Here is a 13,652-nt window from a genome sequence, read left to right on the forward strand (position 1 = left end):
TCGCCAGGTCTGCTGGCAGTTCGCTGGGAACTGCCAGCCAACCGCCTTGAGAAGGCAGCCGGTGGACTACTTGCTGTAGTCGTAGAAGCCCTTGCCGGACTTGCGACCGGTGTGGCCAGCGGTGACCATGCGGCGCAGCAGTGGTGGGCAGGCGTAGGAAGGATCTCCGTACTCCTTGTACATCACGTCTGCGATGAACGCACAGGTATCCAAGCCGACCATGTCTGCCAGGGTCAATGGACCCATTGGGTGAGAAGCACCCAGCTTCATGCCGGTATCGATGTCCTCTGGGGTTGCCACACCCTGCTCCACCATGCGCACTGCGGAGAGCATGTACGGCACCAGCAGGAAGTTGACGATGAAGCCGGAGCGATCCTTGGCGCGGACTGCGGTCTTGCCCAGCGCCTCGGTGGCGTAGGTCTCCGCGCGCTCGATGACGTCCTCATCGGTGGTCAGAGCGGGGATGACCTCCACCAGTGGCAGCACTGGCACTGGGTTGAAGAAGTGCAGGCCGATCACGCGACCTGGGTTCTCCGTCGCGGACGCGATGGTCTGGATTGGCAGTGAAGACGTGTTGGAGCACAGGGCTGCCTTGGGATCGGTGACGATCTTATCCAGCTTGGAGAACACGTCCTTCTTGATGTCCTCGTTCTCCACGATTGCTTCGATGACGATCTCGCGGTCAGCGAAATCTTCCAGTTCGGTGGTGAAGGTGAGGCGGCCCAAGGCAGCTTCGCGATCTTCCGCGCTGAGCTTGCCGCGATCCACGGCCTTGCTCAGGGACTTCTCAATCCGGGACTTGCCTGCATCCGCAAACTCCTGCTTGGCTTCCCAGATGAGAACGTCGCTGCCAGCCTTGGCAGCCACTTCTGCGATTCCGGAACCCATCAGACCTGCACCGATAATGCCTACGCGCTGAACCATTGTCACTCCTAATTTGTTGGGGATGTGATGTACCTCTTTCCAGCCTAACTGTGTGGGACTGGCCACGTCACAGTTCCCCCTCCGATCCAGGAGGGGGAACTACATTGAGAGCTGCTATTTGGCGTCGGAAGAAGAAGGGTTGTTCGCTTCCCCCTCGGTCACTTTGTTCGCAGCTGATTCCGAGTGCTCAACCTCGTAATCTTGCGCCACCTCACCCATGGATCCCTGCACGCCCAGGTCTCCGGCGATCACCACGTTGCCGGGGATCACCAGATTTCCTTGTTCGTCATAGGTCACACCGGGCAGCTCGTTGCCGTGCTCGTCGTAGCCAGGGGCGGGCTTGGCCTCATGCAGCTCCAGCTTTTCAGCGGAGTCTGTCTTGTCCCACTGGCGGGTCGAGGGTTCTGGGTGGTACTGCATGTCGTCGGACATTCCCCTCACCAGGGAATACATCATCACGAAGAAGACCAGGAAGAACGGGAATCCCACGATGATCACCGTCTCCTGCAGTGCCGTGATGCCCGCATCGGGCGCCATCACCAGGATCGCGCCGGCCACCGCACCGATGGCGATTGCCCAGCCCACGCGGTAGATGGTGGGGGTCTTGTCTTCCTCACCGGCAGCAAACATGTCGTTGATCAGCGCCGCGGAGTCAATAGAGGTGATGAAGAAGATTGCCACCACAACCAGCGCGAAGATGCTGGTGAACGTGCTGAGCGGGAAGTAATCCAGGAACCCGAACAGCGCGAAGGCGGTATCACCCTCATGCACCACGGGGCCGGTCAGTGCGCCGGGGTTTTCCCGCTCAATGTGCAGGCCAGCAAAACCGAAGATGGAGAACCAGATCACGGTGAAGAACGTGGGTAGCAGCAGCACGCCACCGATGAACTCGCGGACCGTACGGCCGCGGGAAATGCGGGCGGCGAACATGCCCATGAATGGAGACCAGCAAATGGTCCATGCGAAGTAGAACACTGTCCACTTGCCCTGCCATCCCGGATTAACTTCCAGGGAATCTGACCAGAACATCAGCTTGGGTAGCCATTCCGCGTAGATGGACACGGAGTCCAACGTGCCGCGGAGCAGGAAGAGGGTTGGCCCCACCGCCAGCACGAACAGCATGAGCGCTGCAGCCATGATCACGTTGATATTGGAGAGCAGCTTAATGCCCTTTTCCAGACCAGCGGCCACGGACAAGCACGCCACAAACACGATCACGGCGATGACGATGAGCTGCACCCACGCCACGGTCGGCGCACCAAACACCTTGGCCAAGCCAGCATTAATCTGCAGCACGCCCATGCCCACGGACACGGCAATGCCGAAGACCGTGCCGATAATGGCCAGCGCGTCAATGAGTTTGCCGGGCCAGCGGTAAATTGCGCCGCCGAGCAGTGGCGAGAAGATGGAGGAAACCCGCGGTGGCAGGTTGCGCTTGTAGATGAAGTAGCCCATGCCCAAACCAGGTAGCGCGAAGATCACCCACATGTGCAGGCCGAAGTGGAACATGGTGAATCCCATGGCCTCCCGGATGGCCTCCAGGCTGCCGGGCTCCACATCTTGCATCGGCACATTGGTCATGTGGTTCAGCGGTTCTGCCACACCCCAGAACATCAGCACGGAACCCAAGCCACCTGCAAAAAGCATGGCGAACCACGAGGCGGTGGAGTGTTCCGGGCGCTCGCCATCCTGACCCAGTCTCATCCGGCCGTATCCCGAGATGAACAAGAAAATCAGGAAGATGAACGCCAGCGAGACACCTCCCACGTACAGCCAGTTGAGGTTGGTCAGCAGCCATCCTGAACCTTTGCCCAACACCGTGGCGGATTGCTCCGGCAGCAAGGTGGTTAAGGCAACGAACAACAGGATGAATCCGGCCGAAAGCCCGAAGATGAGCGGGTCAACCTTGCCGTTTTTCTTTTTGTTTTCGACGCCACCCTCAACCGCATGGGCTTGTGACCCAGCGGTGGAGTGGTCTGAAGAATTATCTGGTGTGGTCCCAGGCGCTTGTATGCCCACGGTGAACCAACATCCTTTCTCAGGAAATTTTCTGAGGAATTTTCCCGCGTGACCTGGCTATACCCACCCCATATTGGAGCTGACATGCAAGCCAGATTCATGACAGTGAAAATTCCAACGTACTTGGCCACCCTACGCGGAGGGCAGGACAATTCCAGATTCTGCAAGTTTCCCGCTTTAAGGATTTGCCCATGCTGCTGGGGGTTGAGCTTCAAGCCAACCAGTACAGACCTGGCAGATCGAACACAGCTTCTTTCAATCTTGGGGATCTAAATTAGTGATCACTGGTCAACAGAAAGGACACCATTTACGAACGGTCATTCTCTCCTCTTGAAACGTCAGCACTGATCCCCCGGGCTCCGAATGGACCTGGGGGTTAGGTGTGTCTGGAGTCAGAGAGACAATCGGGCGCAGAAAACCTCATGCGTGTCCGGCCATTCAGTAATGTGTCCCTGGTGAGCCTTGACGCAACTACCCTGGAACGCCTCATCAGCGATGTCCGCGGCGCTATCCAGCACCGCGATGCCACGCAATGGCGTTTAGATACCATCAGCAATGGTGGCTTCGCCCCCACGATCGGCAGCGATGACGATGCCCGCGTGTTTGCCTTCCCGCAGACAATCCAGACTGCTGCCTACCTGGCACAATTCCAGGCGGTGAACTTCGGCCAGCTGCGCACTGATCTCCTGGGCATCCAACTTCCTGTGCTGGCGCAGTTTGAATCCCAGGCCGAAATGGCCCGGCAAACCACGGGATACCGGGGCTTCCGCAAGTTGTTTTCTTCCCGGCCAGTAGAAGGCGAGCAAATTGTCTCTTGGATGCTCTCGGTAGATACCACCACGATTCACTCCATCCTCTCCGGGATTGATGCCGCGCTCGGTTCCACTGATCGCAATGAGTTCATTTACCTCAATCCGAAGAATTTTCAGGGGCAGATCGAAGCGGATCTGGTGCGCCTCACCGGTTGGCCAGTGACATGGGTTGATTCCGAGCAAGTGAACCGCCATGTGGAAGCAGTGGGGTCCATCCAGGCAGCACACGAGACCGAGCGAGCCCTGGAAGCCGCGGTGAACAAGGCAGCGCATGTCTTGAATACCCAGCAGGCCCAGGCCGAATTGCAGCGCACAGATGTCTCCGTCCTGGATGCGATCACCGATGGGCGCGTTCGTTTGAATCAGCTGGCGCATTTGGGGATCCCAGCGATTGCGGGGGCGTCGGCGTCGGAGCTCATGAAGATCGATGGGGTCGGTGAGAAGACGGCCAACCAGGCGATTGCGGCGGCCAGGTCCTACTCGGCCGATGTGATCAACAGTCAGCATCCCATCATCAATTATCAGGACAAAGTGCCCTGCACGGAATACGTGACCGCGCTGGCGAACCTGTTGACTTACCGCGATAACCTGCGGGATCTGCCGGTGAGCCCGCTGCAGCTTTCGCCCGTTCCGCAGGGGACGATGGTTGCCGTGGCTGGGGTCAATGACCTGATCACGGGCGGTAATTTTCAGCGTCCGCACCGGCGGATTGAGAGCGAGGAGGCCTGGAATCTCTACGCTGTTCGCGCCGCGGAGTTTCATGCGTTTGGGGATTCGGAATCCGGTTCGCAGGTGCCGCCGGAGGTGGCAGAGCGGATTGCGGATATCACGCTGCGGGGTACGGTTCACGCCTCGCTGCGTGGCTATCAGGCGTTTGGTTCCAAGTTCATCCTCGCGCAGCACAAGGTGCTCATCGGCGATGAAATGGGGCTGGGCAAGACCATGCAGGCGCTGGCAGTGTTCGCTCACCTGGCCGCCGAAGATAAGCGGCACGCGCTGGTGGTGTGCCCGCCTTCGTTGCGCATCAACTGGCAGCGAGAGATCGGTAAGTTTACCGATCTGAGCACCTTTCTGATTCATGGTGCGGATAAGGACGTGCAGCTCGAGGCGTGGAAGCAGAAGGGTGGGGTGGCAATCGCGGGCTACCCGGAGACCCGTGCGGGCAAGATGCTGGGCGATTCCCTCGGAGTGGGCCTGGACATCCTGGTGGTGGACGAGGCTCACCGTGCCAAAAACCGCGATTCTCAACAATCCCAGGGCGTGTTCGCGCTCACCGGCCACGCGGATTACGTGGTGTATCTGACCGGCACGCCTCTGGAAAACCGGGTATCCGAGTTCGAGGTGCTGCTGGGCTACCTCAACCAGGAGATCCCCGCTGAACTGGATAAGGTGCGCGGCAAGCCGAGCGAGTTTCAGCAGGCCATCGCAGGAATTTATTTGCGACGCAACCAGGTCGATGTGCTGAACGAGCTTCCTCCCCTCTTGGAGGTTGAAGAGTGGGTGGAGCCCAAGCCCGATGATGTGGAGAAGTACGAAGACGCGGTGCGTCGGGCACATTTCATGGACATGCGCCAAGCATTCTCTGGCGCGACGTCCGCGAAAATGGAGCGCGTGACGGAGTTGCTGGATGATGGCGCTGAGGCGGGCAAGACCATTATTTTCACGTTCTTCCGCTCTGTCCTGGATGATCTCTTGAGCACACTGGGTGGCCGGGCCTACGGCCCGATTGCCGGCGGAGTGAGCCACGAGGAACGGCAACAAGCAGTGGACGCGTTCAGCGCCGCCGAACCCGGCGCGGTGCTGGTGTGTCAGATCACCGCTGCTAGCGAGGGTTTGAACATCCAGGCAGCCAACCGCATCATCTTGTTTGAGCCACAGCTGAACCCGGCCACCGAGGCACAGGCCATCGCGCGTGCCCACCGGATGGGGCAAATCAACACCGTGGAAGTCCACCGGTTGCTTACTCCGCACTCAATGGAGGAGCGCCTCGTGGAGATGCTGGAGAGCAAACGGGCATTGTTTGATCGCTTTGCCAGGGATTCCGTGACTGCCGATTCCACGCCTGAAGCAGTGGATGTTTCCGAGGCGGCCCTGATTGATCAGGTCATCGCGTCCGAACGCGCCCGCATTGGGGAGCCGGAGAAGCTCTAGCGGGACTAGCTGGGCTTATTCCTTGAGGAAATCGGCCACCGGCAGGCGGCTGATCTGCACGTCGAGGATGCACGCGGTGCCGTGATGCGCCTCGAGGAAGCGCGCCACGTCTCCCCCGGGAAGCAACTGCTCGGGCTCGGTGACTCGCAGACCATCCACGCCGAACGCTCGGCCCATTTCCGCGAAGTTCACGTTAGGCAACAGCATGGGGTCGGCTGCGAGTCCCTTCGGCGCATACTGATGCACCTCGGCTCCATACGCAGAGTCATTCATCACGACCAACGCGCCACCGGCACCGTGGGCGGCGGCAAAGAACGGCCCCAGATCCGCCAAGGCCATCTGCGTTCCGCCATCACCACTGATCAGCGCAGTAAAACGATCAGGTCGGGCTACCGCCACGCCAGTTGCGCTGGCAAGCCCCAGCCCGATGGTCATCACGGCACCTCCCACCAACACGGTGCCTCGCGGGTCTGGACACTGCAGGTACTTGGGTACCCAGCCCAGGAAGTGCCCGCCATCCGTCACCACACTGCGTTCCGCAGGCAACAGCTCATCGAGCTGACGCAGCACGTACCGGGGATCCAACAATCCGTCTTCCCCGCGCTGCGCGAAACAACCCGGATCCAGATCCTCTCTCTCAGCTTCCGGTAGCTCACCGATGCTTTCCCGCCACGTGCTGCGGGGTCCTGCTTCGGCAAGGCCAGTTGAGTCCTGGCCTTCCACCTGCGCCTGATCTTCGCGGGATTCTGCCAGCTCTAGAAGCATGGCCGGCAACAACTGCTCCAGGGGAATGCTGTGCAGCTCATCCACCGGGATGAAGGGTTGCTTCAAAGGCGTGGCATCCGGTGCTGGATCCCAATCCACCCGAATGATCCGCGCTTCTGGGTGGAGAATCGTGCCCTTGCGCATCTGCAGCAGGTTCATGCTCGCACCCAGCACCAGAACCACATCAGCATCCTGAAAGGTAGACAGCCGACCGCGGTGGGCGAAGCCTCCGCACACTCCCAAGTTCCAATGAGGATCCACGGCATTCCTGGCCATCGCACTGGTTGCGAAAAGCGCGCCAAGCTCATCTCCCAGCTGCTGGGCCTGGGCTTCAGTGCGGGAATCCACCACTCCCCGGCCCACCAAAATCAGCGGCCGTTGAGCCGCGCGTAGCGCCTCGATAATCCCTTGCGCAGCGGCCTTCACCGGGTCACTTGAGCTCTCCGGATCACGAGGGTTTTCCAGATCGGCGCCAGCAAGCGGGGTCATGATGGTGGAGACGTTGACCTCATGCGCGCCATCTTCGTCAGGGCTCGACTCCAGTGGGGCATCCACCACGTTGTGAGGAACTGCCACCACCACGGGCTGACGAGCATCCTGCGCAAACTCGAACGCAGAATAAATTGCCGTGCCTGCTGTTGCCGGGTCCGCGATGATCGTGCGCACTCGCAGGGCCTTGAGCACCCCCAAGGTGTCTACATCCATGGCGCGAGGGGCGGGTTTGGCGTCGATAAAAGGCTCTATACCTGCCACGTACACCAAGGGAATGCGCGCGGCTAGGGCCTCCGACAAAGGGGTCAAAGAGTTGGTGAAACCCGGGCCATAGGTGGTGGTGGCCACAGCCACGCGGCCGGTGGAACGATAATGCGCATCCGCCGCAGCCACTGCGCCCGCTTCGTGCCGCATGCCGGTGTAGCCCGCGCCCTCATTGCAAAGCTCACTCACGAGGTGGATGTTTCCGTTACCCACCACGCCATACGTGTGAGCATCGCGACGGTGGATTTCTTGGGCTAGCGCATGGGAAACGCTGCGAATGGGAGCAGTCATTAGCGGTTCAGGAAATCCTCGGTAGGGAGTTGGAAATCCGGGATGGTGGGGAGTTCATCCGGATTGGGCAGCTCGAAGGTGGGGGTTTCGAAGGTAGGCAGGGTAGGCAGCGTGGGAATTGAAGGTGGGGTGGGCAGCTGTGTGTCCGGGGTTTGCGTCTGAGGTGTTGGCGCGGTGGTGGGCGGGGTGCTCGAGGTACTTGGCGTGGTGGTTGTGGTGGTGGTCGAGGTGCGGGACGTGCTGGAATCGCGGGAGTCAGAATCGCCGGTGGACTTGAGAAACAGCAGCAGCAGACCCAAAGCCAGGGCGATCACGATGATGGCCAGGATCCATGCGGCGGCTCGGCCACCATTCTTGCGTGGCTCGGGACGGGATGCCTGGCGGGGTACTTGGCCAGGTGCGGGGCAGGACGCGGAACCAGCAGGAGGCACCTGTGGTGGGTACTGGTCCGAGTATTGCTGACCGTACTGGTCTGGGTACTGGTCCGGGTACTGCTGCTGGTAGGGCTGATCCTGCCCTGCCTGGCCATAAGCCGGGTACTGCTGGAACTCCTCCGCCCGGTGGTACTCAGGTGGCTTCGGGCCGTTGGGATCATAATGATCCTGCTCGGGCTGGTTGTACTGATCGCGCTGCGCAGAATAATCTCCAGTGCGGTCGCCATCTTGGCGCTCAAAAATCTGCGTGGGCTGATCGTCCTCGTAGTCGCCGTCCACATCCCACGGGTTACGCTGATGCGGAAATTGATCCTTGTCCTTGTCGCTCATGTGAAAAGTATCCCCTATTTTCTCTGCCAGCAGATACGCCAACACGCCTCGCTGGTGGGGCGAGGCGTGCGTAAATCAGTGCGTAACGTGGTCTTTTCGGAAGTTTTAAACCTTTATTGCAGGTGCTCGCCAGCGCGTTCCACATCGGCGTTTTGGGCTGCTGGCCCACCGAAAGTGAAGGCGGCTGCGGTGTAGTTGCTTCCAATCGACGCCGATGCGACCGTCTGGTCTCCGTAATCAGACCAGCCCCACTTGCTGCCGGTCACGCCGGGAAGGTGCGAAGTGCCCCAGTTCTGGCGAGTTCCATCTGCCGCCTCTGGAGCGGCCGTGCGCATCCAGCGGAGAATCAGGGAATCAGGACGCGACTTGCTCACCTTGTCCAGGTAGCGGGCGGTGTCTAGCGCAGAGGTGTAGGACAAGCCCCAGCGTGAACCCCTCCACGTGTTACCCAGGCCGTATTCGCGAGCCACGGCATTGATGCCGTCCGGGTACTTCTTGTCCAGGATGGTGGCTGCGTTGTCATCAGACAGACGAATCATTCGCTCGGATAGCTCCCGTTCGCGCTCGGAATGGTCGCCATGGCGCAGCACGTAATCAGCTAGGTACAGCTTTACGATGGACAGCCCTGGGCGGGATTCATTGGCGTTCGGGGTCTGCACGATGCCCCATGGCTTAATGGCGGCAAACGAAGTGCGGGAAGGCACGTTGGTGAGCATGACATCACCCTGCTGAGCAGGAGCACTCTCCTGGCCCGGGAGGTTAACCCCTGGGATCTCCGGCAACTGCACACCGGGAGGCAGAGGCACATCATTCAAGAGCTGGTCGGGGTCCGGCAAAGTCTGCTGACCACTGAGTTCAGCGAAGTTAGGTAGCTCTGGGAGTGCTGGGAGCGCAGGAGGTGCGACCTGCGCCTGGGCAGCTGCGGTGGATCCGAAGACCACGGATACAGCCAACATCGCGCTCACCGAGAAGCGAGTGAAAAAGCGCGCACGTGTAGTTAAGCTGCCGAGTTGCATGGGAAATCTCCGGTTCACCAGGATGAAATATAACGATTAGTAGGGAATCTTAACCTACTCCCAGGATTATCCAGCTTTCTTTCGCGTGCTTTCCCAGAGTGTTGCCATGACTTCTTCCTGCTTCACAGGTGCTAGGCCCCACGCTTCCACGCCCATGTCCACCTGCCCGGGAGCTGTCACTGGCGCAGAGGAATGCAAATGTCCATGCAATAGATAGGGCACGTTGAGCCGCAGTTCATCAAACCGGGATTCCATCCCCGCGTGCTCATACCCCGGCCGGGGAAAATGGCTCAACCACACTTCGCGATCTTCTCCCTGCGGATCCTGCCAGTGCATGACTTGGCGCTCTTGAACTGCATCAAATACTTCCAGGAACCGAGGCTGCCTGGTGTAAGCCCACTCGTGCAGTGGGTGCGATGAATCATGATTTCCGCTGATCAAGTAGGCGCGCAGAGGATCCGCACCGCCCCTGAACTGGGCGAAAAGCTCCGCTAGTTGATTCAATGCCCGCTCTTCCTGCGGTTCCCAACCGCTGGAAATATCCCCCAATACCCAGAGTTCATCACCACTGTTCAAGCTCTTGGCCAGGTTATCCAGGATCACCCGATCGTGTTCCTCTACCTCAGCAAATCCTCGTAGTTCCGCGATAAACGGGTGGCCTAGATGCAGGTCGCTCGTGAACCAAGTGGTCGCCATGCTTTTCTCCTTCACCAGCTACCAAAGATGGGCAGCTACTCGCAGCTCGAGACACTGTCTCTGCGCAATACATTTCCAGCTTAGTGAAAACGTCGCCTGCCCCTCCCAGCCACCCAGAGTTCATTCCTTAGGATGGTGATCCCATATATTGAGTTACATGACGTCTCACGCGAACAAATCTTCCGGATCATCCGCACCCCAGCCGTCATCGGCATCCGCCCGAGAAGAGAGATCCGCCCGCATTGCGGTCTTCGCATTCCCAGCGTTCATTCTTCTTGGTGCAATCGTTGCCCTGTTTGCGCCCGCCCCGTTCCTGCCTTTGGCCGAACACATCTCTGTGATGATCGCCATCATCATGCTGTGCATGGGGTTGACCTTAACGCTCCCAGATTTCACGCTGGTTATCCGCCGTCCCCTGCCAATCATCATCGGCGTGATTGCGCAGTTCGTGATCATGCCGCTGGGTGCGGTGTTCGTGGCGAAACTATTGGGGCTTAATCCAATGTTGGCCATCGGCCTCTTGATGCTTGGCTCCGTCCCCGGCGGCACCACCTCAAATGTGGTGTCCTATCTCGCCCGCGGTGACGTGGCCCTTTCCGTGACCATGACCAGCGTGTCGACACTACTTTCTCCCCTGGTCACACCCATCATCATGCTGCTTCTCGCGGGTGAAGAAACCCCCGTCAACGGAACCTCGATGGCATGGTCACTCGTGCAAACCGTATTATTGCCCGTCATCGCGGGCCTGATTGTTCGCGTGGTTTTCGATCGATTCGTCACACTAGTCCTGCCGATCCTCCCCTGGTTGTCCATCGTGGCGATCGGCGGAGTGGTCTTTCCCGCGGTCGCCAAATCCTCCGAAACCTTATTGTCTGTCGGCCTACTCGTGGTCGTGGCAGTGATTCTGCACAACCTCATCGGTTACGCACTCAGTTACCTAGCAGCAAAAATGTTCGGCTTCAGCATCCCGGTCGCACGCACCACAGCCATCGAGGTCGCTACACAATCTGCTGGGCTCGCCTCTGGCATGTCAGGCAAATACTGGTCAGCCGAGGCAGCCATTCCCGGTGCAGTCGCCGCAGTGTGGCATAACATTTCGGGCGCGTTGTTTGCCTTCCTCATGCGCAGGATCGATGCCAAAAATGGATTGACAACAGCTCCCCCACAGCAGCACGAGGATCCCTCCCCAGTTGCGACCTAAATCCGCTATGAAGTGTGGAACGATACCAAGTATGAACGTCACCCCGTTTTCTCGCACCAATCTCGCTCGCGCCAGTGCCATCTTGGCGAGTTTCGCGGTTCTCACCTCCACATCAGCCTGCAGTGTGGTCCCCGATTTCCTCAGTTCAGAATCGGAATCCACCACTGCCGAGACCGCGTCGCAATCCGATTCTCCTGCAGCGGACCCTTCTGCTGGCCAGACCAACTCTGGCCGCAAGCCGAACCCGACCACTGCGCAGGCCTCTCCAACGGAATCCACCACAGAATCCACCGCTCCCGCCTCCAACTGTGGCGTGGACACCTCTGCCGAGGAGATCTACCAGAACATCTCGGAAGTCCCCTTGGGGGAAGTCAGCGGCATGCACTGGGAATACAACGGTGACTCCAATTACGATCCTTGCGCAGACCTCAGTTATGCCAGCGTCGATCAGATGCCGCAGGGCAACGGGCAGTTTGCGCGTCAACTCATGCTGTTCCACAAGGGCGAGTACCTGGGCGTGGGCAGCGATCGCTCCCTGCAGCACATCAGCGTGCACAACATCAGCGATGATTCACTCACCGTCACCTATAAAGACTGGTGGGCACAGCGGGCTGCCGGCGCTCCAAACGCTGAGTCCGGCAATTACACCAAGGACGTCACGTACCACTGGGATGGCGATCAAGTCCAGATGATCGGCAACGTCCCCGGCGAGTAATCCGACCTTTATCCACAGGTCACTGGGCTGTGGATAAAGATTATTGATCGACGCCTCCCTCCCCCAGCCCGTCTTGAGCATTTGTTAACGTCAGTTCCGCACGTTGAATGCAGCGTGGCGTCGGGGAAGAAATGGCTTGCTGAGCACGAAGAAGATACAGGGGCGGGGATGGCGAATTTAGACTCAATAAAGCTCAAAGTGGAAAAGCTGCTGGCTATGGCGGCGGATCGCGAAGGCTCCCCGGAGGGGGATGCGTTTCGGGTCAAGGCTTTTGAGCTCATGGCGCAGTACGGGGTGGATGAAGCGCAGCTGAGCGCGGGGGAAGAAGCGCGGGTTGTTCATCGGGAAACGCAGCTGACGGGCACGTATACGGATATGCAATTCATGCTGCTCAATGCGCTGGGTACGGTGCTGCATTGCCAGGTGGTGATGTTTAAGTTGCCGCGCAGTTCCAAGGTGTCCAAGGCGGTGCTTTTTGGGCGTCCGCACCATGTGGAGCGAGCGGTGCTGCTCTACGGGTTTCTCTCTCCCGCGATGATCGCGGGAGCCACCACGATGACGGACATGTGGCCTGATGAAAATATCTCCCTGACCACACGCAAACGCAGCTGGATGACCGGCTTTGTTTCCGAGATCACCGCGCGCTTGCGCAGCATTGAGGCTGAGCACGCGCCGGAATACGCGCAGGCAGACAACGGTGTGCAGCGTTCCGGCGAGGTGGTGTTGCAGCAGGATCGGGACCTGGCAGCGGAGTTGGCGCTGGAGCATTTCCCGCACTTGCGCCGCAGCAGGGGTTCGCGGAGAAGAATCGACCCGCTGAGCTTCGAGCACGGTGCGCAAGAGGGGAAGAATATGGATCTCGGGCAGACTCGCATGAGCAATGCGCGGGGAGCCCTGCCCCAAGGGGCTACTGGTCGCGCAACTGGCTAGGGAGTGGTGTCTAGCGCGGGCGTGGGCTGCACCGTGTCTGGACTGAGCTGGCCAATGACCACAACTGCCACCGCGACCACCAACCAGATGACCCACCAGTGACGCTGCGGGATTTCGGGTAGCTGCTCGGGGTCTGCAAAGAGCGCCAGATCATTGTTGTGCATCATGCTGAGATCTCGCCGATAAGCTCCGTTGGCCTGCATCCACTGGGTGATCTTGGCTTGGTCTTGCTTGTTTCGCCAGAGCCAGTATCCGCTGGGGAGAGCGAAAAACACCGTGGTGCACAGGCTGATGATCACGCCGTGCAGCGCATTGACGTCGTCATTGGGAAGGAAAACGGAGACGGCCATCAACCCTCCCAGACCAAGGGCAATCCAGGAAGCGATTTTCTTGGCGGGGGTGGGACGATATTTCTGCAAGCGCTGCAGGCGCTGCTGATTGAGCACCTGGATGTACTGCTGCTGAGGGTTATTCGAGCTCAGCTGCACCGGCGGAGTGTTGAGCGGCATCCATGCGGCAAGGGCCGAATCATAGGCGCGTTGCAGATCAGCGGCGGGTGCCGGCTGGTGCTGCCACTGGGGATTATTCCCGTATGGATGCTGGTAGCTCATG

At 59.5% G+C, this 13,652-nt stretch carries 11 protein-coding genes; 4 read left to right on the forward strand and 7 right to left on the reverse strand.

Features of this window, described 5'->3' with window-relative positions; genetic code table 11:
* Positions 1 to 66 precede the first annotated feature (66 nt).
* Both IRY30_RS07530 and IRY30_RS07535 read right to left on the reverse strand, forming a co-directional pair.
* The gene (locus IRY30_RS07530; RefSeq protein ID WP_194556809.1) at positions 67 to 924 is read right to left on the reverse strand and encodes a 3-hydroxybutyryl-CoA dehydrogenase; all 858 of its coding nucleotides are present in this window, start codon (positions 922 to 924) and stop codon (positions 67 to 69) included.
* Positions 925 to 1,038: 114 nt separating this feature from the next.
* Positions 1,039 to 2,817 carry a BCCT family transporter gene (locus IRY30_RS07535; protein WP_309826303.1) on the reverse strand — a complete coding sequence of 593 codons (1,779 nt, stop codon included), beginning with the start codon at positions 2,815 to 2,817 and terminating at the stop codon, positions 1,039 to 1,041.
* A 581-nt stretch (positions 2,818 to 3,398) separates the two neighbouring features.
* Here IRY30_RS07535 and IRY30_RS07540 point away from each other — a divergent pair.
* A complete protein-coding gene (locus IRY30_RS07540; protein WP_309824654.1) occupies positions 3,399 to 5,906 on the forward strand; it encodes a DEAD/DEAH box helicase in 2,508 nt (835 codons plus the stop codon).
* 15 nt (positions 5,907 to 5,921) lie between these two features.
* Here IRY30_RS07540 and IRY30_RS07545 read toward each other — a convergent pair whose 3' ends face one another.
* The 4 genes from IRY30_RS07545 to IRY30_RS07560 all read right to left on the reverse strand — a co-directional run bounded on the left by IRY30_RS07545 (position 5,922) and on the right by IRY30_RS07560 (position 10,194).
* Positions 5,922 to 7,718: a thiamine pyrophosphate-binding protein gene (locus IRY30_RS07545; RefSeq protein WP_194556811.1), complete on the reverse strand. Its 1,797-nt coding sequence runs from the start codon at positions 7,716 to 7,718 to the stop codon at positions 5,922 to 5,924.
* Entirely contained in the window at positions 7,718 to 8,482 is a 765-nt protein-coding gene (locus tag IRY30_RS07550; RefSeq protein ID WP_194556812.1) for a hypothetical protein, read from the reverse strand. Before IRY30_RS07550 ends, IRY30_RS07545 begins: the two co-directional genes overlap by 1 nt.
* Before the next feature lie 113 nt (positions 8,483 to 8,595).
* On the reverse strand, positions 8,596 to 9,438 hold the full coding sequence (locus tag IRY30_RS07555; RefSeq protein ID WP_194556813.1) for a serine hydrolase: 843 nt from the start codon (positions 9,436 to 9,438) through the stop codon (positions 8,596 to 8,598).
* 126 nt (positions 9,439 to 9,564) lie between these two features.
* The gene (locus IRY30_RS07560) at positions 9,565 to 10,194 is read right to left on the reverse strand and encodes a metallophosphoesterase (RefSeq protein ID WP_194556814.1); all 630 of its coding nucleotides are present in this window, start codon (positions 10,192 to 10,194) and stop codon (positions 9,565 to 9,567) included.
* A gap of 157 nt (positions 10,195 to 10,351) precedes the next feature.
* Here IRY30_RS07560 and IRY30_RS07565 point away from each other — a divergent pair, with 157 nt between their 5' ends.
* From IRY30_RS07565 to IRY30_RS07575, 3 genes are all read left to right on the forward strand, one after another.
* Positions 10,352 to 11,395, forward strand: a complete 1,044-nt coding sequence (locus tag IRY30_RS07565) for a bile acid:sodium symporter family protein (RefSeq protein WP_194556815.1) — start codon at positions 10,352 to 10,354, stop codon at positions 11,393 to 11,395.
* Between the two features lie 31 nt (positions 11,396 to 11,426).
* On the forward strand, positions 11,427 to 12,110 hold the full coding sequence (locus tag IRY30_RS07570) for an LppP/LprE family lipoprotein (protein ID WP_194556816.1): 684 nt from the start codon (positions 11,427 to 11,429) through the stop codon (positions 12,108 to 12,110).
* 168 nt (positions 12,111 to 12,278) lie between these two features.
* On the forward strand, positions 12,279 to 13,040 hold the full coding sequence (locus tag IRY30_RS07575; protein ID WP_194556817.1) for a DUF2786 domain-containing protein: 762 nt from the start codon (positions 12,279 to 12,281) through the stop codon (positions 13,038 to 13,040).
* On the opposite strand, the gene IRY30_RS07580 is transcribed toward IRY30_RS07575, so the two are convergent.
* Positions 13,037 to 13,651: a hypothetical protein gene (locus IRY30_RS07580; RefSeq protein WP_194556818.1), complete on the reverse strand. Its 615-nt coding sequence runs from the start codon at positions 13,649 to 13,651 to the stop codon at positions 13,037 to 13,039. The two genes, IRY30_RS07575 and IRY30_RS07580, sit on opposite strands and share 4 nt — an antisense overlap.
* Position 13,652 lies beyond the last annotated feature (1 nt).

The sequence above is a fragment of the Corynebacterium suicordis DSM 45110 genome (assembly GCF_015351405.1).
Lineage (GTDB): Bacteria > Actinomycetota > Actinomycetes > Mycobacteriales > Mycobacteriaceae > Corynebacterium > Corynebacterium suicordis.